This is a genomic window from Parasedimentitalea maritima (genome assembly GCF_005771405.1).
GTDB classification, from domain to species: Bacteria; Pseudomonadota; Alphaproteobacteria; order Rhodobacterales; family Rhodobacteraceae; genus Parasedimentitalea; species Parasedimentitalea maritima.
On sequence record NZ_VAUA01000004.1, the window covers coordinates 308,927 to 324,856 of the forward strand.

Genomic DNA, 15,930 nt, shown 5'->3' on the forward strand with positions numbered 1-15,930 from the left:
AGACGTATATGTCCTTTACCCTTGCCACTTGGAATATCAACTCGGTCCGCTTGCGTGAGCCATTGGTGCTGAAATTCTTGGCCGAACAGGGCCCGGATGTGCTGTGTCTGCAGGAATGTAAAAGCCCGGTCGACAAAATTCCGACCGAAGGTTTTGCCGAGCTGGGCTACACCCAAATGGTTGCGCGCGGTCAAAAGGGGTACAATGGCGTTGCAATCTTGTCGCGACTGCCAATCGAAGACACCGGAAGCCAGCAGTTTGCTGGCTTGGACCATGCGCGTCACGTCGCCGGACGTCTGGAGAACGGCGTAACCATCCATAATTTCTATGTCCCAGCGGGTGGCGACAAACCGAACCGCGAGATCAACGAGAAATTTGGCCAGAAGCTTGATTACCTGACCGACATGCGGGACTGGTTTGCCAATGAGACCCCGGAAAAAGCCATTCTTGTAGGGGATCTGAACATCGCTCCGCGTGAAGATGATGTTTGGGACCACAAGAAAATGCTGAAAATCGTCAGTCATACACCAATTGAAATCGAACATCTGGCGGAAGTTCAGGAAGCCGGAAACTGGGTTGATGTCACGCGTCAGGATATCCCTGAGGGCCTGTTGTACAGTTGGTGGTCCTACCGTGCCAAAGATTGGGATGCGGCGGACAAGGGGCGGCGCCTGGATCATGTCTGGGCCACGTCTGACATCTCGGCATCGGCACATTCCAGCCGCGTCCTGCGTGAGGCAAGAGGTTGGGAAAAGCCCAGCGACCATGCCCCAGTTTTTGCGACCTTTGACCTCTAGCGCAGTCAGGCTGAATTGACGCCTTTTGTGGCCTGATACAGGCAACCCATCCGATCAACATACCACAGCTTGCCCTCAATCATGGGGGCAAGCCTAAAGCATCATCCCATAGTCCAGCGTCGGCAAGTCAATGGAGCCGACATATCATGCTGGCCACGGCAATAGACACTCAGTGGGTTGCCATGTTTGGCCCACGTTGTTCGCCTATTGTCGCTATTCTCTAGGAAAACGAAACAATATCCATTCGACTACACGCTAATCCGCCAACTCCTCTCTTGGTTTCTTGGTCGTCAGCTTTCATATAGGGGGCAAGTCCGATGTGGAGAACAAGGTTATGATGGATATTATTGGTGGGGCCGAAGCGTCGGCAGCAGATTTGATCAAGGACGTCTCTGAGGCGACCTTTATGCAGGATGTGGTCGAGGCGTCGCAAAATGCGCCGGTGATCGTTGATTTCTGGGCTCCTTGGTGTGGCCCCTGCAAGACATTGGGCCCGGCGCTAGAGGCCGCAGTGACCCGTGCCAAAGGCGCGGTGACCATGGCGAAGGTCAACGTTGACGAAAACCAAATGATTGCCCAGCAGATGCGGGTCCAGTCGATCCCAGCAGTGTTTGCCTTTTACAAAGGTCAGCCGATTGACGGGTTTCAGGGCGCATTGCCCCCTTCCGAGATTGATACTTTTGTTGCCAAAGTGGTCGAGGCCGGAGGTGGATCTGCTGACGGTGGACTAGGCGAAGCGCTGGAAGCAGCAGAAACCATGTTGGCCGAAGGCGAAGCTGAAGATGCGGCGCAGATTTTTGCAGCAGTGATTGGTGAAGATGACAAAAACGCCGCTGCCTATGCTGGCTTGGCACGCTCACATCTGGCCCAGGACGATGCCGATCAGGCCGAGGCGGTGCTGAACGGTGCCCCAGCTGATATCGCTGAAGCGCCTGAAATCGAAGCGGCGCGTGCCCAAATAGAGCTCGCTCGTCAGGCCGCAAATGCCGGTCCCGTGGCTGATTTGCGGGCCCAGGTGGATGCTGATCCCAATAATCATCAGGCGCGTTTTGATCTGGCGCAGGCCCTGCATGCAACAGATGATGCCGAGGCCGCAGTGGCTGAGTTGCTGGAATTGTTCCGTCGTGACCGTGAATGGAATGATGGAGCAGCCAAGTCTCAGCTGTTCACGATATTTGATGCGTTAAAGCCAGAAGATACGGTTGTTCTTAACGGTCGCCGTAAATTGAGCTCAATGATATTTGCTTAATTACGGGGCAGGGCTAGTCTCAACTCAATGATCCAAGCCGCTGACCTACCGGACACGGTTCCCGTGTTTCCTCTTCCCGGGGCGCTGTTGCTGCCCCGGTCACGCCTGCCGCTGCATATATTCGAGCCGCGGTATTTGCAGATGCTTGAGGATACCCTGAAAACGCCACAGCGATTGATTGGCATGGTGCAGCCTTGTTCAAGGCAACTCCAGGAAGATGCCCTGCATGAGATCGGTTGCGCTGGCCGGGTGACACAGTTTTCAGAGACTGAAGACGGCCGCTATTTGATCACCCTGTCCGGGGTTTCACGATTCCGGATTGAACATGAAACCGATGGCTTTACGCCATACCGACGTTGCCAAATCGACTGGGACGGCTTTAGCCGTGATTTGGGTAGAGTTGAGGCGGATGCAAAATTTGACCGGTTGGAATTTCTGGACTTGCTCGAACGGTTTTTTTTGTCACGTAATCTGTCGACGGACTGGGAAGCCCTGAAAGATGCGGATGATGAGCTATTGATCAATTCGCTATCGATGATGCTGGACTTTGATCCGGAGGATAAACAAGCCTTGCTCGAGGCGCCCGGCCTTGCGACAAGACGTGAAACTTTGACAACCCTGATAGAATTTGCCCTGCTTGGCGGTTCCAACGAGGAAGTACTTCAATGAACGAGACCAAAACGCCAGCTTTTGACCGCCATATGCTTGAGGCACTGGTTTGTCCGCAGACGCAGGCCGTGCTGGAATATCACGCCGATTCTCAGGAGCTGATATCCAAGGCCGCAGGTTTGGCGTTTCCGATCCGCAACGGCATTCCTGTAATGCTGGTAGATGAGGCGCGCGTACTGGATTGATGGAATGTCGCGGCTGAAAGGTCGCGCCACACACGCGTTGTTCTGAGTGAACTGTCCTAGACGCGCCTAGATTGCTTTCCCCACCAGTAGGTTTGGCAGATCTCCGGTCAGGCCTGCTGCCTCGCGCACAAAGCTGCGGCGCAAACCTGGCAGCGAGCCAACAACACCCATACCAATATCGCGCCCAAGCCGCAGGACCGGGTTGTTGTTTGAGAACAATCGGTTGAACACATCGGTCGCAGCAGCCAACGTTGCGACGTCAAACCGGCGCCATTGCTGATACCGTTGCAGCACCAGAAGTGATGCAAAATCTTCGCCCCGACGGCTGGCCTCGGTCAAGACCTGCGCCAGTGCGCCAACGTCGCGCAGACCTGCGTTCAGACCCTGACCTGCAATTGGATGCATACCGTGTGCAGCGTCACCCACCAGTGCCATGCGCTCATCAATAAAGGCGTTGGCGATTGTCAGATTCAGCGGATAGGTGAACCGTTTTCCAGCCAGTTTAATGTCACCAAGGAAGTCACCAAAGCGTGGACGAAGGGCCTCGATATAACCGTCGTTGTCCAGGGCATGAATGGCTTGCGCGGTCGCGGTGCTCTCGCTCCAAACGATAGAGGAGCGATTGCCGGGCAGAGGTAAGATCGCCAAAGGTCCTGGCGGCATAAAGAATTGATGGGCAATTCCGTGATGTGGCTTTTCGTGTTCGATGGCACAGACCAGGGCCGTTTGGCCATAGTCCCAGCCACTGCGTTTGATACCTGCCCGCTGGGCGGTGCCGCTTTTGCGTCCGTCCGACCCAACCAGGAGCTGCCCGCGCAACGTGTCGCCGCCGTCCAATGTCAGCGTTACACCGCTGACATCCACGTCCTGTGCCACCACGGTGCGCTGGTTGATCATTGTAATATTGGGTTCGTTTTCCAAGGCGGTGATCAGGGCGCGGCGCAGATACCGGTCTTCGACCATATAGCCCATCGGGCCTTCTTCAATCTCGGCGTGATCAAAATGCATAAAGAAGGGCGATGGTCCCTGGCCGGCGTGACCGTCGGTGACCTTGATTTCCAACATGGGTTGGGCGTTGTCTTCACCAACATGTTGCCACACACCAACCTGTTGCAACAATCTCTGAGACGCCAAGGCCAGCGCGTAGCCGCGGCCATCAAAGTCTTCGTCCTGTAGCGCCGTTTGTGGCAATGCATCGATCACAGTGACGGTAAAGCCGGTCTGAGCCAGCGCTAAGGCCAGTGCAGGGCCATTCAGCCCTCCGCCTACGATCAAGATATCAGATGTGTTTTTCATGCGCCGCACTATGCGCTTGCGTTCGGGATTGTCCATGGGCTGCGGTGTCGCTACCGTCGCTTTTAACACATGGAGGAGCATGGTGAGAATGCAGGATTGGTTAAATATGAGCGCTGCGGATCTGGGCCGTGGCATTGGGTCGGGGGAGATTAATCCGCTAGAACTGACTCGCACCTATCTGGACGCTATCGATGCCCACCCACAGCGTGACCGTATTTATGCCCGTGTGACCCATGACCGCGCGCTGGCCGAAGCCAAAGCCGCTGCTGAGCGGGCCAATGCAGGCCAACGCCGCTCTCTTCTGGATGGGGTGCCGATCAGCTGGAAGGACTTGTTTGACAGCGCGGGGGTGGGGACCGAGTCGGGATCTGACCTTTTGCTGAACCGGGTCCCGGATCAAGATGCACTGGTCCTGCGCAATGCCACAGCGATGGGAACCGTATGTTTGGGGAAAACTCATATGAGCGAGCTGGCGTTTTCCGGGCTGGGATTGAACCCGGTCAAAGAAACGCCTCCCTGTATCAACGACGCCGAGGCCGTACCTGGGGGCTCGTCTTCTGGGGCGGCTGCCTCGGTTGCTTTTGGACTGGCGGCCTGTGGGATTGGCTCTGATACCGGCGGTTCGGTACGCATCCCCTCTGCCTGGAATGATTTGGTTGGGTTAAAAACCACATCGGGGCGGGTGAGTTTGGAAGGGGTGGTGCCACTGTGTTTGAAATTTGACACTGTCGGTCCACTGGCCCGCACAGTCGAAGATGCTGGTTTATTCCTGGGGGTGATTGAAGGGACGTCTGGCCCGGACTTGCGCGGTGTGAACCTAAAAGGACGGCGGTTAGCGGATCTTCAGACCGTAGCGCATCAGGATCTGGATGATCCGGTGCGCGATGCACATGCTTCGGCATTGGAACGCCTGCGCCTCGCTGGTGCAGAAGTGATTCCGCTGGAGGTGCCCGCCCTAGAGGATGCGATGGCCCTTAGCGGTGTGTTGTTTACCACCGAGGCTTACGGGCTGTGGAAGGACGTGATCGAGGCGTCACCCGACCTGATGTTCCCTGCCATTCTGGAGCGGTTCCGTTCAGGTGATGCGTTCTCGGGTGCTGACTATGTGGCTGCATGGGCCAAATTGGAACAGATCCGTATGGTCTGGGATCAGGCTACGTCGGGTTTTGATGCAGTTCTGTGTCCGACCTCACCCATTTTACCCCCAAATATGCACCGGCTCCTGACCGACGAAGACTATTATGTCCGCGCCAATCTGATGGCGCTGCGCAACACTCGGATTGGCAATCTGATGGGGCTGTGTGGTCTGTCACTGCCAGCCGGTACGCCGAGCTGCGGATTGCAGGTCTTGGGGCAGCCAGATTGTGAAGAGGCACTGCTGAGGGTTGGTGCAGCGATCGAGCAGGTTTTGGCCTGAAAGCCACATATATCAAAGGCCTGTGAATGGGCGGCTGGACGGAGAGCCGCCACACCTGTATCTTGTGGATAAACGGGGCGAAAATGATCCCGGACTTGAGGCATAGAAAATGAATTTTCCCGAGCGGTTTTCGAACCTTCCGGCTTACGCGTTTCCGCGATTGCGGGCGCTTTTGGATCACCATACCCCCGGCGGGGACGTGGTGCACATGACCATTGGTGAACCAAAACATGAGTTTCCTCAGTGGGTTACTGATGTGATTGTCGAAAATGCCGCGGGTTTTAATAAGTATCCACCGAATGAGGGCACGGACCAGCTGCGCGGAGAAATCAGCGCCTGGATTCAACGTCGTTACGGTGTTGCAATGGACAAAGACAGCCAGATCATGGCGCTAAATGGCACCCGCGAGGGGCTGTACAATGCGGCAATGGCGCTCTGTCCTGAACAGAAGAACGGTCAAAAGCCGGCGGTTTTGATCCCAAATCCGTTTTATCAGGTCTACATGGTGGCGACACTTTCGGTGGCCGCAGACCCGGTTTTTGTTGCTGCAACCGAAGCAACCGGTCATTTGCCTGACTATGCCAACCTGCCAGAATCCGTTCTAAATCGGACTGCGGTGGCCTATATCTGCTCGCCCGCCAACCCGCAGGGTGCAGTGGCTGATCGCGCCTATTGGACACAGTTGATCCAACTGGCCGAGCGCTATGATTTCAAAATCTTCGCGGATGAGTGCTACTCAGAGATCTACTGCGGCACAGCTCCGGTTGGCGCATTGACTGTAGCGCAGGAACTGGGGGCAGATCCCGACCGTGTGGTATTGTTCAATTCGCTGTCGAAGCGGTCGAACCTGCCCGGGTTGCGCTCGGGCCTGATCGCAAGTGGCCCTGAAAATATGGCTCAGATCAGGCAACTGCGAACTTATTCTGGTGCCCCATTGCCACTACCTTTGCAGGCTGCGGCGGCCCGCGTTTGGTCAGATGAGGCACATGTGGTACAAAACCGAGCGCTCTATGTAGAAAAGTACGAGATCGCGGATCAGGTTTTTGCCGGGCTACCGGGCTATCAGTCGCCCGAAGCAGGCTTTTTCCTTTGGCTGCCTGTTGCGGATGGCGAGGATGCAGCATTGAAGCTGTGGCAGCAGACTGGCGTGCGGGTTCTTCCCGGGGCTTATCTGGCCCAAGGCGAAGGCCAGCAGAATCCGGGCAAAGGGTTTATTCGGGTGGCACTGGTGGCGCCCAAGGAACAAATGCAGGTTGCGCTGACACAGCTGCGCAACTGTCTGTACTAAATTGCGCTTCGATGGTCCGAGCAGTGGACTGTCGTTTCGCCAATAGAAAAGACCGGGCACAAGACCTGCGAAAACAGCAGGCAATGGCCCACATGAGGAACCGAGGTAGGCATGGCATTTCAAACACGCAGTCGCGACCCGCTGTTGGATAGTAATATGCAAGCAGCCATCGAAAAACGTGGCAAAGAACTGGTTGGCATCTTGCTGATCATTACTGGCTTGATGGTTGCGGCAATGATTGGTTCTTATACGCCTGATGACCCCAATTGGTGGGTTTCGACCGATGCCCCAGTGCAAAATTGGATGGGACGACCCGGTGCTTCACTCACATGGGCGGCGTTCATGGTAATTGGCAAAGGTGGTGCATGGGCGATTGCACTGACACTATTGGTATGGGGCGCACGATGTACACTGCACTGGGATGAAGACAGGGCTATGCCGCGGATTGTTTTTGCGCCAATTGCTATTCTTTTTTGCTCGATCTATGCAGCCACTCTTGTTCCAGCTGAATCTTGGCTTGCCAATCATAACTATGGACTTGGTGGATTGGTGGGCGACACATTTATTGGGGTGTTGTTGACCCTGTCTCCGATTAGCTATGCCATCACGGTTAAACTTATGACGCTGCTGGCTGCGATGAGCATGGTTTGGTTGGGAACATATGTTCTGGGTTTTACAGGGGTAGAATTGGCCCGTGCTGGTCGTTTCATGCTGATTGGGGTGATCATGGTATACGGCGCTTTGGCTAACTTATTAGGCCGGGGTGCGACCGGTGGCCTGCATGCGGCGATGAATTACCGTGCGCAACGCGCCGAACGGGCTGAAGCCGACAGGCTTGATGCTGAGACCGAACCACAAGTGATCGAAACTATGGATCGCTACGGGGTGGTCCCTGCCTCGCCACCCGTAGAAGATGTTGTTGAGGAACCTGCGCCAGAACGCGGTGGTCTGTTATCTCGGATGCCATCCTTAATCCGGCGTTCCGAAGCGATGACAATGCCGGAACCAGAATTGGTTGAACCGCAGTCCTTTGCGGAAGTGGACGGTATGCCGGGTGATGATCGCATCGCTGCAAGGATCGCTGATGCTGTACGCGAGCGCCGCGCTGCAGACCTGCCGCCTGAGCAGGACCCGAATTTGCCACTGACCAAGGGGAGGGGCCGCCGCCCCGAGCCGCTGGTGTTTAACCCGCAATCCCCACTGGATGGGTTGCCGCCAGAACCTCCGATGTCGGCTCAACCTTTCACCCCCGCGTCAGCACCGACAATGGCCCCTGCAGAAGATATCGATTTTGCAGAAGAAATCCCTGTTGCGCCGCAGCCAGCTCTGCCGCGGGCTCCGATGGATCTGCCCATTTCCGAGCCGCGCAAATCTGTGGTTGAAAAGCCGGTTTTGAAACCAGTGGTGCCGTCCTCTCGTGCGATTGCCGAGGCGCAGCCTGGACTGGTCTTTGAAGACGGCGAAAATGGTTTTGAATTGCCACCTCTGAACTTGCTGTCCAATCCGGACAACATTGAGCGGCATCATCTGAGCGATGAGGCTCTCGAAGAAAATGCCCGTATGCTAGAGCATGTTCTGGACGACTACGGCGTCAAAGGTGAGATCGTCTCGGTCCGCCCCGGCCCAGTTGTGACCATGTACGAACTGGAGCCTGCGCCAGGTTTGAAAGCCAGCCGCGTGATTGGCCTGGCCGATGATATCGCCCGGTCCATGTCGGCCCTGTCTGCGCGTGTCTCGACCGTGCCTGGTCGCTCTGTCATTGGCATCGAACTGCCCAATGAAAACCGCGAGAAAGTTGTTTTGCGTGAAATTCTGGCATCGCGTGGCTTTGGCGATAGCACGATGAGCCTGCCATTGGCGTTGGGCAAAGATATTGGCGGTGACTCGGTTGTGGCCAATTTGGCTAAGATGCCTCACTTGCTGATCGCGGGTACCACGGGTTCCGGTAAATCGGTGGCCATCAACACCATGATCCTGTCGCTGCTATACAAGCTGACACCGTCCGAATGCCGCATGATCATGATCGATCCCAAGATGTTGGAATTGTCGGTTTATGATGGCATCCCGCACCTGCTTTCGCCTGTCGTGACCGACCCGAAAAAAGCGGTTGTGGCGTTGAAATGGACCGTTGGCGAGATGGAAGATCGCTATCGTAAAATGTCCAAAATGGGCGTGCGAAATATCGAAGGCTATAACGGACGGGTCCGTGACGCCTTAGACAAGGGTGAAATGTTCACGCGCACGGTCCAGACCGGGTTTGACGACGATACCGGCGAACCGATGTTCGAGACTGAAGAATTCGCCCCCGAAGTGCTGCCCTATATCGTGGTTGTCGTGGACGAAATGGCCGATTTGATGATGGTCGCTGGTAAAGAGATCGAGGCCTGTATTCAGCGCCTCGCGCAGATGGCGCGTGCGTCTGGTATCCACCTGATCATGGCCACCCAGCGTCCGTCGGTTGATGTGATCACTGGTACCATCAAGGCAAACTTCCCCACCCGGATTTCCTTCCAGGTGACCTCGAAAATCGACAGCCGTACAATTTTGGGCGAAATGGGTGCCGAACAATTGTTGGGCATGGGTGACATGCTTTATATGGCTGGTGGCGCCAAGATCACCCGTTGTCATGGCCCCTTTGTTTCGGATGAAGAGGTTGAAGAGATCGTCAACCACCTCAAGGCCTTTGGCCCGCCAGAATACATGAGCAACGTGTTGGAAGGTCCTGATGACGATAAAGCTAGCAATATTGATGCAGTTCTGGGACTGACAGGTGGTAACACCAACGGTGAAGACGCACTGTATGACACCGCCGTACAGATCGTGATCAAAGACCGGAAATGTTCAACCTCTTATATTCAGCGTAAACTTGCCATCGGCTATAACAAAGCCGCGAGGCTGGTTGAGCAAATGGAGGACGAGGGCCTTGTTTCTCCTGCAAACCACGTGGGTAAAAGGGAAATTCTGGTTCCAGAGCAGCAGTAACACACCTCTTCACATTCAGCGCACAGGGCTTATGTAGGATCTATGAAACCGATTGTATTAGCTCTGGCGCTGACTGTCTGCGCCCCTGCCACATGGGCCGCAGAAAAGCTGAGCCTGAATGAAATCTCTGGCTACCTGAATGGTATCAAAACGGCCAAGTCCAGTTTTACCCAGATCAACGATGATGGCAGTCTGTCGACAGGCCAGCTGTATATTCACCGTCCTGGCCGGATGCGGTTTGAATACGACACTCCGGGCGGGGGCACAGTGGTCGCCGGTGCTGGGTCAGTTGTGATTTTTGATCCCAAGTCAAATCAACCGCCTGAAACTTACCCGCTAAAACGCACGCCTTTGTCGGTGATCCTTGCCCGCAAAGTGAATTTAAATCAGGCTAATATGGTGGTTGGACATAGGTTTGATGGAACCACAACGATTGTTCGGTCGCAGGATCCGGAACACCCGGACTATGGCAGCATCGAGTTGATGTTCACTGGTGATCCGGTAGAGCTGCGAAAGTGGGTCGTTCACGACAATGCCGGGGGGCAAACTACGGTAATACTTGGCGCTTTGGAAACCGGATTACGGCTGCCATCCAATCTGTTCAGTACTACGGCAAGCAATTAAGCGCCCAACGAAATCTTCGTTTCCGACTGTATGATTGGGGTTCGCTGTCAATCGTAGGGCAACACCTTGTGGGGTTGCCCTACACTAAAAGCTGATCAGTTGAACTGGCGGCAGTTGGCCAACTGTCTTTGGTACATATTTGATCGGTCATTGACCTCATTCGCAACTCTTAGCAGCCAGGGCTTGGATCGATAGCTGCCACGGGCGTAGCCAGTGTTGCCTTCATGATAAGCTAAGTATTGGTTGCGCGCATCGGTCAGCGGAATACCGTTTTTCTCGCGGCTATTGTTCATGTACCAACCCATAAAGTCACTGGCGTGTTGTATGCGATTGCGTTTGGCTCCACGCTTGCCGGCCTCTTGGCGATACTCATCCCAAGTGCCATCCAGTGCCTGTGAGTAGCCATAGGCGCTAGAGACACGTCCCATCGGGATCACCCCCAGAACATATTTGTGCGGCGTGCGTGCGTCAGCGCGATAGCGGCTTTCTTGATAAATTGTCGCCATCTGAACGTGCACCGGGACACCCCAGCGACGTTCGGTGGATTTAAACGCTTTCAGGTAGTCCGGACGCTGCTTGATGATGCTGCAGGCGTTGTCCAGATTACGTGGCGGTGATTTCTGGCCACCGCCGCAGGATGCCATGATCAGCAATGCGATCAAGGCGCTGATGATTCTGCTCATTTGCCTCTGCCTTCTTGTTTTTTTGCAGACCATATCAAAAAATGACCTGTGGATGAAATCACATTTGCAAATATGATTTTATTAGCAGCGGCGCAGCCACAATCTGTGTAATCATCTGAACCGAAGTGACATTCGGTCAAAAATTTTGCTGGTTGTCTCGAGAGTAAGCAGCGCTAAGATTATCTGTACTGTTAAACAAATACCCACAGACTGTTTCTCATAATTGGGTCTCAACTGTTGGACAAAGTCAGTGATCACAGAGTATAAATAAGATCTGGGGGCTGCAGAGACATGCTAAGAACACGCGCAAAATATCACTTGGGGCAAGTTGTTCGCCACAAAAAGCATCCGTTTCGTGGTGTGGTGTTTGATGTCGATCCCGAGTTTACCAATACGGATGAGTGGTATCAGGCAATCCCTGAAGAAAGCCGACCCGTAAAAGAACAGCCGTTTTACCATTTACTGGCCGAAAATGACCAAAGCTATTACGTGGCCTATGTCTCGGAACAAAATCTGGTTGCCGACTATTCTGGCGAACCAGTGGACCACCCGGATATCCCAGATATGTTTGGCCCGTTTTCAGACGGCACCTATCCGCTGCATTTTCAACTGAACTAATGCCTGGTTGGCGAAGGTGCGTGCAAGCACGCACCCTACACTGAACGCTTCTGTCGGATTAGTAGCCTATTGCGCAGCCATCCTTGCGTGGGTCACTGGTGCCTTCCAAAACCCCATGATCGTGAATGCGGATTGCTTGTGACCCGCCAATAGCTGTGTGCGGCACTTTCACCTTATGGCCCATGTCTGCTAGCTGCTGCCGGACAGTATTTGAATACCCCCGTTCAACGTTCATAACAGTGCCATCATGGAAGGCGCGTGGCGCATCCATTGCGGCTTGCAACTCCATATCGAAATCAGTCAAATTCGAAACAAGTCGCGCATGCCCGTTGGGCTGATACGCTCCGCCCATCACACCAAAAGGCATCACCACCCGTCCATTCTGGCGCAGCATGCCGGGAATGATCGTGTGCATTGGCTGCTTGTTTCCGCCCAGTTCATTTGGGTGGCCCTGTTGCAGGGTAAATCCGGCGCCACGGTTCTGCAGCAATATGCCAAATTTGTCCGAAGCAATTCCGGACCCAAATCCGTGGAAAATGGAGTAGATCAGCGAGACCGCCATCCGGTCTTTGTCGACCACTGTGATATAGATTGTATCCTTGTGCACGGCCTCACTCAGCTGTGCCGGGTTTGCCATGGCGCGGTTATGGTTGATCAGCGCTGCCAGTTTAGCCGCCGTTTCAGGGGCCAGCATATGCTGCAATCGGGTCATGTGATCCGGATCAGCAATAAACCGGTTGCGGGCATCATAGGCCAGCTTTGCGGCCTCCGCTTCGATATGCGTGCGTTGCGCCCCGAACGGATCCATTGCAGCAATGTCAAAGTGCTTCAGAATGTTAAGCATCAGAATCGCGGTTGCGCCCTGACCATTGGGCGGATGCTCAACCAGATCTATCCCTTTATAGTCACCACTTACCGGAGTGGTAGAAAAGCAGGCGGTTCTGGCAAAATCATCCGCTTGATGGACGCCACCCTGCTTGGTCAAAGCTGCCAACATATCGTCAGCGACCTCGCCAGTGTAAAAGGCGTCGCGCCCATCACGCGCAACCCGACGTAAAACTTCTGCCTGACCGGGTGACCGAAAAACTTGTCCTACACGCGGTGGCTCGCGGTTGAACAGGTAATCACGACGCGCGCTACCCTGCAGTGTGGCGGCCCCTTCAGCCCAGTCAAAAGCCACACGAGCAGCCACCGGAACCCCTGTGTCCGCATAGTGAATGGCGGGTTGCAGCACCGCATCAAGGCCCAGTTTGCCCTCTGTTTCAGCCAGATGGCAAAAGGCGTCTATCGCACCGGGTATGGTCACCGAGTGAGGGCTGTTTAGGGGAACAGTATCCAGCCCTTGATCGCGTAAATCCGCTGCGTTGGCAGCTGCGGGAGCACGTCCAGATCCGTTAAGGGCGTGGATATCATTTGAACCTGGCCGAGTATAAAGCAGGAAACAATCGCCACCGATCCCCGTCATTTGGGGCTCGCAAATTCCCAACAATACTGCGCCGGCAATGGCGGCATCCATTGCATTCCCACCCCGTCGTAAGATATCGATCGCGGCTCCCGCCGCCAGCGGATGCGAAGTCGCACAGATTCCGTTTTGGGCGAAGACCGCCGAACGGCCCGGAATTTGAAAGTCTCGCATGGTTATCTCCCGTCAAGTGTTGCTGGGAGATTAGAAGTTAGGCTCCGGAAAGCAATCCTCATAGATGACGATTAGGTACATTAAGCCAACGTTTTAAAAGAAGAAAGAAGTCCCCGGCGCGCGTACAGGGTGGGGGCTAGATTGACGCGACGCCGAGGGAAGCTTTGTGCAGCTACATGTAAAGTAATTGCATAGACTTTGGGCGTAGATTTGCCAATTTTGCGGCAGCAATATGGCGTCCTGATGGAATGAACGGGTCTAATTGGGATGTTCTGAAATACAGCGCTGAAATGATGCAGCTGGAGTGGGAGTGATGTAAACTGAATGGAGCGAGCCGTTGAGCCACGAAGGATGTGAATTATCCCAAAGGCGCACTGGCGCTCACTTCAAATCGAAGGGATAGCTGATTGTTCCCACTTTTGCGTTCGTAGTGAATATCGCTGGTCAATTCACGAATCAAAAACCAACCAAACCCACCTTCAGGGAGATCTGCATGAGGAACGTTCAAATCGACTGGCTTACCTTCAGGTAACTTGTCATCGGGCAAGGGCAGGCCTGCGTCGTGAATGTTAATCCACAACTGATCCGCATCCAGATTGCAGCGTATGTTCACGTCACCGGGGTCGGTACCTGCATAGGCGTGCTCAACAACATTGTTGACAGCCTCGGCCAGCGCGATCTGCACCTCTTCTGCCCGGGCTTCGGGAAGCCCCATTGTCCGCAACCGCTCCACCACCGAACCAATGCCACTGCGGGCATTCAGCTCCGTGGCCAGGAACGAGTAGGCAAAAGTATTAACCATTGGGCTTTCACTCCGCGCAAATTGCGCCTTCGATACCATCAGTTAGCTGTTGCTGGTGGCAGTGGCCTCGTTCAGCGAGGCATAAAGATCAAAAACGGTGTCCATACGGGTCAACCGAAATACTTTGTCGACCATTGGGGACAGGCCAGCAAGATCCATCTTGCGACTGCTGCCTAGCTGCTTCATCGCAGCGACAATGGCGCCTAATCCGCTGGAATCAATAAATTCCACCTCAGACAGGTCTAAAATGACCCGGTCTGCTCCACCTTCGGTTTCGTTGCGCATATCTTCTTTGAATTGAATCGCGATCGTTGCATCAATGCGTTCCGCGTTCACGGTAACAATTTGGGCACTGCCCGTTGTTGTGCTGGTCAGGCTCATAATTTCCCCCAGTTGGCATTTCGTTACTGTGCAGACTAGACCGCAAACCTTACCATTTTGTATGCAGGATCAAAGCTGAAGAGGAAAGAGCATGAAAGAGGTTATCATTGCGGGGGCTGCCCGAACGCCAATGGGCGGATTTCAAGGCGTATTTGATGGCGTCGCTGCCGCTGAGCTGGGCGGTGCGGCGATTCGGGCCGCCCTTTCGGGTGCAGGAACTGCCACCGTAGACGAAGTTTTGATGGGCTGTGTATTGCCTGCGGGCCAAGGTCAGGCACCGGCTCGCCAGGCCGGTTTTGCCGCTGGTCTGGGCGAAGAGGTGCCAGCCACCACACTGAACAAGATGTGTGGGTCCGGGATGAAGGCCACGATGATGGCTTTTGATCAGATCGCGCTAGGCCATGCCGAATCCATGATTGCTGGTGGCATGGAGAGCATGTCCAACGCTCCATATCTGCTGCCAAAAATGCGCGGCGGTGCTCGAATTGGCCACAATCAGGTGATCGACCATATGTTCCTCGATGGGCTTGAAGACGCCTATGATAAGGGTCGCCTAATGGGGACATTTGCCGAAGAGTGCGCCGATACTTATCAATTCAGCCGTCAGGAGCAGGACGAATTCGCCCTGAGATCGCTTTCAAACGCGCTGGAGGCGCAAGAAAGCGGTGCTTTTGACGGTGAGATCGCCCCGGTCACCGTCAAAACACGTAAAGGAGAAATCGTCAGTGACGCGGATGAGCAGCCCAAGTCGGCGCGTCCTGAAAAAATCCCCACATTGAAACCGGCATTTCGTAAGGATGGCACGGTGACGGCGGCGAATGCATCTTCGATCTCAGATGGTGCGGCCGCGCTTGTGCTGGCCTCTGCCGAATCTGCGGCGGCACAGGGGCTGACCACACGAGCGCGTATCCTCGGTCATGCCAGCCATGCGCAGGCACCAGGCCTGTTTACCACTGCACCAGTACCGGCAGTGCAAAAGCTGATGTCCCAGATTGGTTGGTCCAATACAGACGTCGACTTGTGGGAGGTGAACGAAGCCTTTGCTGTGGTCCCTATGGCCTTTATGCGTGAAATGGGCCTGTCGCGTGATATTGTAAACGTTAACGGCGGTGCCTGCGCGCTGGGACACCCGATTGGCGCATCAGGTGCACGAATAATCGTTACCTTGCTGAATGCGTTGGAAAAACGTGGACTAAAACGAGGAATAGCGGCGATCTGCATCGGTGGCGGTGAAGGCACTGCAATCGCAATTGAGCGGATCTGATCTTCATCTAGCTCAAAAATATCCCGGGGGTGAATTGAC

15 protein-coding genes are annotated in these 15,930 nt (G+C 54.7%); 10 read left to right on the forward strand and 5 right to left on the reverse strand.

Going from position 1 to position 15,930, the window contains the following annotated elements; all coding sequences use genetic code 11:
- The first annotated feature begins 8 nt into the window (after nucleotides 1-8).
- The 4 genes from FEE96_RS10080 to FEE96_RS10095 all read left to right on the forward strand — a co-directional run bounded on the left by FEE96_RS10080 (nucleotide 9) and on the right by FEE96_RS10095 (nucleotide 2,900).
- Nucleotides 9-797 carry an exodeoxyribonuclease III gene (locus FEE96_RS10080; RefSeq protein WP_138162904.1) on the forward strand — a complete coding sequence of 263 codons (789 nt, stop codon included), beginning with the start codon at nucleotides 9-11 and terminating at the stop codon, nucleotides 795-797.
- 334 nt (nucleotides 798-1,131) lie between these two features.
- Nucleotides 1,132-2,046, forward strand: coding sequence for a thioredoxin family protein (locus tag FEE96_RS10085; protein WP_138162905.1), 915 nt, complete (start codon nucleotides 1,132-1,134; stop codon nucleotides 2,044-2,046).
- Nucleotides 2,047-2,073: 27 nt separating this feature from the next.
- Nucleotides 2,074-2,715 (forward strand): LON peptidase substrate-binding domain-containing protein, encoded by a 642-nt coding sequence (locus FEE96_RS10090; protein WP_138162906.1) that lies wholly within the window; start codon nucleotides 2,074-2,076, stop codon nucleotides 2,713-2,715.
- Nucleotides 2,712-2,900, forward strand: coding sequence for a Trm112 family protein (locus tag FEE96_RS10095; RefSeq protein ID WP_138162907.1), 189 nt, complete (start codon nucleotides 2,712-2,714; stop codon nucleotides 2,898-2,900). The genes FEE96_RS10090 and FEE96_RS10095 overlap by 4 nt, the downstream gene beginning before the upstream one ends.
- Before the next feature lie 66 nt (nucleotides 2,901-2,966).
- Here the strand turns inward: FEE96_RS10095 and FEE96_RS10100 are convergent, their stop codons facing one another.
- Nucleotides 2,967-4,196 carry an FAD-dependent monooxygenase gene (locus tag FEE96_RS10100; RefSeq protein WP_138162908.1) on the reverse strand — a complete coding sequence of 410 codons (1,230 nt, stop codon included), beginning with the start codon at nucleotides 4,194-4,196 and terminating at the stop codon, nucleotides 2,967-2,969.
- Nucleotides 4,197-4,284: 88 nt separating this feature from the next.
- Between FEE96_RS10100 and FEE96_RS10105 the strand changes: the two genes are divergently transcribed.
- The 4 genes from FEE96_RS10105 (at nucleotide 4,285) to FEE96_RS10120 (ending at nucleotide 10,507) form a co-directional block, all read left to right on the forward strand.
- Nucleotides 4,285-5,613 (forward strand): amidase, encoded by a 1,329-nt coding sequence (locus FEE96_RS10105; RefSeq protein ID WP_138162909.1) that lies wholly within the window; start codon nucleotides 4,285-4,287, stop codon nucleotides 5,611-5,613.
- A 109-nt stretch (nucleotides 5,614-5,722) separates the two neighbouring features.
- A complete protein-coding gene (locus FEE96_RS10110) occupies nucleotides 5,723-6,901 on the forward strand; it encodes an aminotransferase class I/II-fold pyridoxal phosphate-dependent enzyme (RefSeq protein WP_138162910.1) in 1,179 nt (392 codons plus the stop codon).
- Nucleotides 6,902-7,012: 111 nt separating this feature from the next.
- A complete protein-coding gene (locus FEE96_RS10115) occupies nucleotides 7,013-9,883 on the forward strand; it encodes a DNA translocase FtsK (RefSeq protein WP_138162911.1) in 2,871 nt (956 codons plus the stop codon).
- A 42-nt stretch (nucleotides 9,884-9,925) separates the two neighbouring features.
- The gene (locus FEE96_RS10120; protein WP_138162912.1) at nucleotides 9,926-10,507 is read left to right on the forward strand and encodes a LolA family protein; all 582 of its coding nucleotides are present in this window, start codon (nucleotides 9,926-9,928) and stop codon (nucleotides 10,505-10,507) included.
- A 95-nt stretch (nucleotides 10,508-10,602) separates the two neighbouring features.
- Here the strand turns inward: FEE96_RS10120 and FEE96_RS10125 are convergent, their stop codons facing one another.
- Nucleotides 10,603-11,190 (reverse strand): transglycosylase SLT domain-containing protein, encoded by a 588-nt coding sequence (locus tag FEE96_RS10125; RefSeq protein WP_138162913.1) that lies wholly within the window; start codon nucleotides 11,188-11,190, stop codon nucleotides 10,603-10,605.
- Nucleotides 11,191-11,481: 291 nt separating this feature from the next.
- Between FEE96_RS10125 and hspQ the strand changes: the two genes are divergently transcribed.
- On the forward strand, nucleotides 11,482-11,808 hold the full coding sequence (gene hspQ, locus FEE96_RS10130; RefSeq protein WP_138162914.1) for a heat shock protein HspQ: 327 nt from the start codon (nucleotides 11,482-11,484) through the stop codon (nucleotides 11,806-11,808).
- Nucleotides 11,809-11,866: 58 nt separating this feature from the next.
- Here hspQ and FEE96_RS10135 read toward each other — a convergent pair whose 3' ends face one another.
- From FEE96_RS10135 to FEE96_RS10145, 3 genes are all read right to left on the reverse strand, one after another.
- Nucleotides 11,867-13,444 (reverse strand): gamma-glutamyltransferase family protein, encoded by a 1,578-nt coding sequence (locus FEE96_RS10135; RefSeq protein WP_138162915.1) that lies wholly within the window; start codon nucleotides 13,442-13,444, stop codon nucleotides 11,867-11,869.
- Between the two features lie 358 nt (nucleotides 13,445-13,802).
- The gene (locus tag FEE96_RS10140; protein WP_138162916.1) at nucleotides 13,803-14,246 is read right to left on the reverse strand and encodes an ATP-binding protein; all 444 of its coding nucleotides are present in this window, start codon (nucleotides 14,244-14,246) and stop codon (nucleotides 13,803-13,805) included.
- A gap of 42 nt (nucleotides 14,247-14,288) precedes the next feature.
- Nucleotides 14,289-14,627 (reverse strand): STAS domain-containing protein, encoded by a 339-nt coding sequence (locus FEE96_RS10145; RefSeq protein ID WP_138162917.1) that lies wholly within the window; start codon nucleotides 14,625-14,627, stop codon nucleotides 14,289-14,291.
- 91 nt (nucleotides 14,628-14,718) lie between these two features.
- Between FEE96_RS10145 and FEE96_RS10150 the strand changes: the two genes are divergently transcribed.
- Nucleotides 14,719-15,891 (forward strand): thiolase family protein, encoded by a 1,173-nt coding sequence (locus FEE96_RS10150; RefSeq protein ID WP_138162918.1) that lies wholly within the window; start codon nucleotides 14,719-14,721, stop codon nucleotides 15,889-15,891.
- Nucleotides 15,892-15,930: the final 39 nt, after the last annotated feature.

Coding starts and splice junctions, on each gene's coding strand:
- FEE96_RS10080 (WP_138162904.1), top strand. CDS start 9: ATGTCCTTTACCCTTGCCACTTGGAATATCAACTCGGTCCGCTTGCGT.
- FEE96_RS10085 (WP_138162905.1), top strand. CDS start 1,132: ATGATGGATATTATTGGTGGGGCCGAAGCGTCGGCAGCAGATTTGATC.
- FEE96_RS10090 (WP_138162906.1), top strand. CDS start 2,074: ATGATCCAAGCCGCTGACCTACCGGACACGGTTCCCGTGTTTCCTCTT.
- FEE96_RS10095 (WP_138162907.1), top strand. CDS start 2,712: ATGAACGAGACCAAAACGCCAGCTTTTGACCGCCATATGCTTGAGGCA.
- FEE96_RS10100 (WP_138162908.1), bottom strand. CDS start 4,196: ATGAAAAACACATCTGATATCTTGATCGTAGGCGGAGGGCTGAATGGC.
- FEE96_RS10105 (WP_138162909.1), top strand. CDS start 4,285: ATGCAGGATTGGTTAAATATGAGCGCTGCGGATCTGGGCCGTGGCATT.
- FEE96_RS10110 (WP_138162910.1), top strand. CDS start 5,723: ATGAATTTTCCCGAGCGGTTTTCGAACCTTCCGGCTTACGCGTTTCCG.
- FEE96_RS10115 (WP_138162911.1), top strand. CDS start 7,013: ATGGCATTTCAAACACGCAGTCGCGACCCGCTGTTGGATAGTAATATG.
- FEE96_RS10120 (WP_138162912.1), top strand. CDS start 9,926: ATGAAACCGATTGTATTAGCTCTGGCGCTGACTGTCTGCGCCCCTGCC.
- FEE96_RS10125 (WP_138162913.1), bottom strand. CDS start 11,190: ATGAGCAGAATCATCAGCGCCTTGATCGCATTGCTGATCATGGCATCC.
- hspQ (WP_138162914.1), top strand. CDS start 11,482: ATGCTAAGAACACGCGCAAAATATCACTTGGGGCAAGTTGTTCGCCAC.
- FEE96_RS10135 (WP_138162915.1), bottom strand. CDS start 13,444: ATGCGAGACTTTCAAATTCCGGGCCGTTCGGCGGTCTTCGCCCAAAAC.
- FEE96_RS10140 (WP_138162916.1), bottom strand. CDS start 14,246: ATGGTTAATACTTTTGCCTACTCGTTCCTGGCCACGGAGCTGAATGCC.
- FEE96_RS10145 (WP_138162917.1), bottom strand. CDS start 14,627: ATGAGCCTGACCAGCACAACAACGGGCAGTGCCCAAATTGTTACCGTG.
- FEE96_RS10150 (WP_138162918.1), top strand. CDS start 14,719: ATGAAAGAGGTTATCATTGCGGGGGCTGCCCGAACGCCAATGGGCGGA.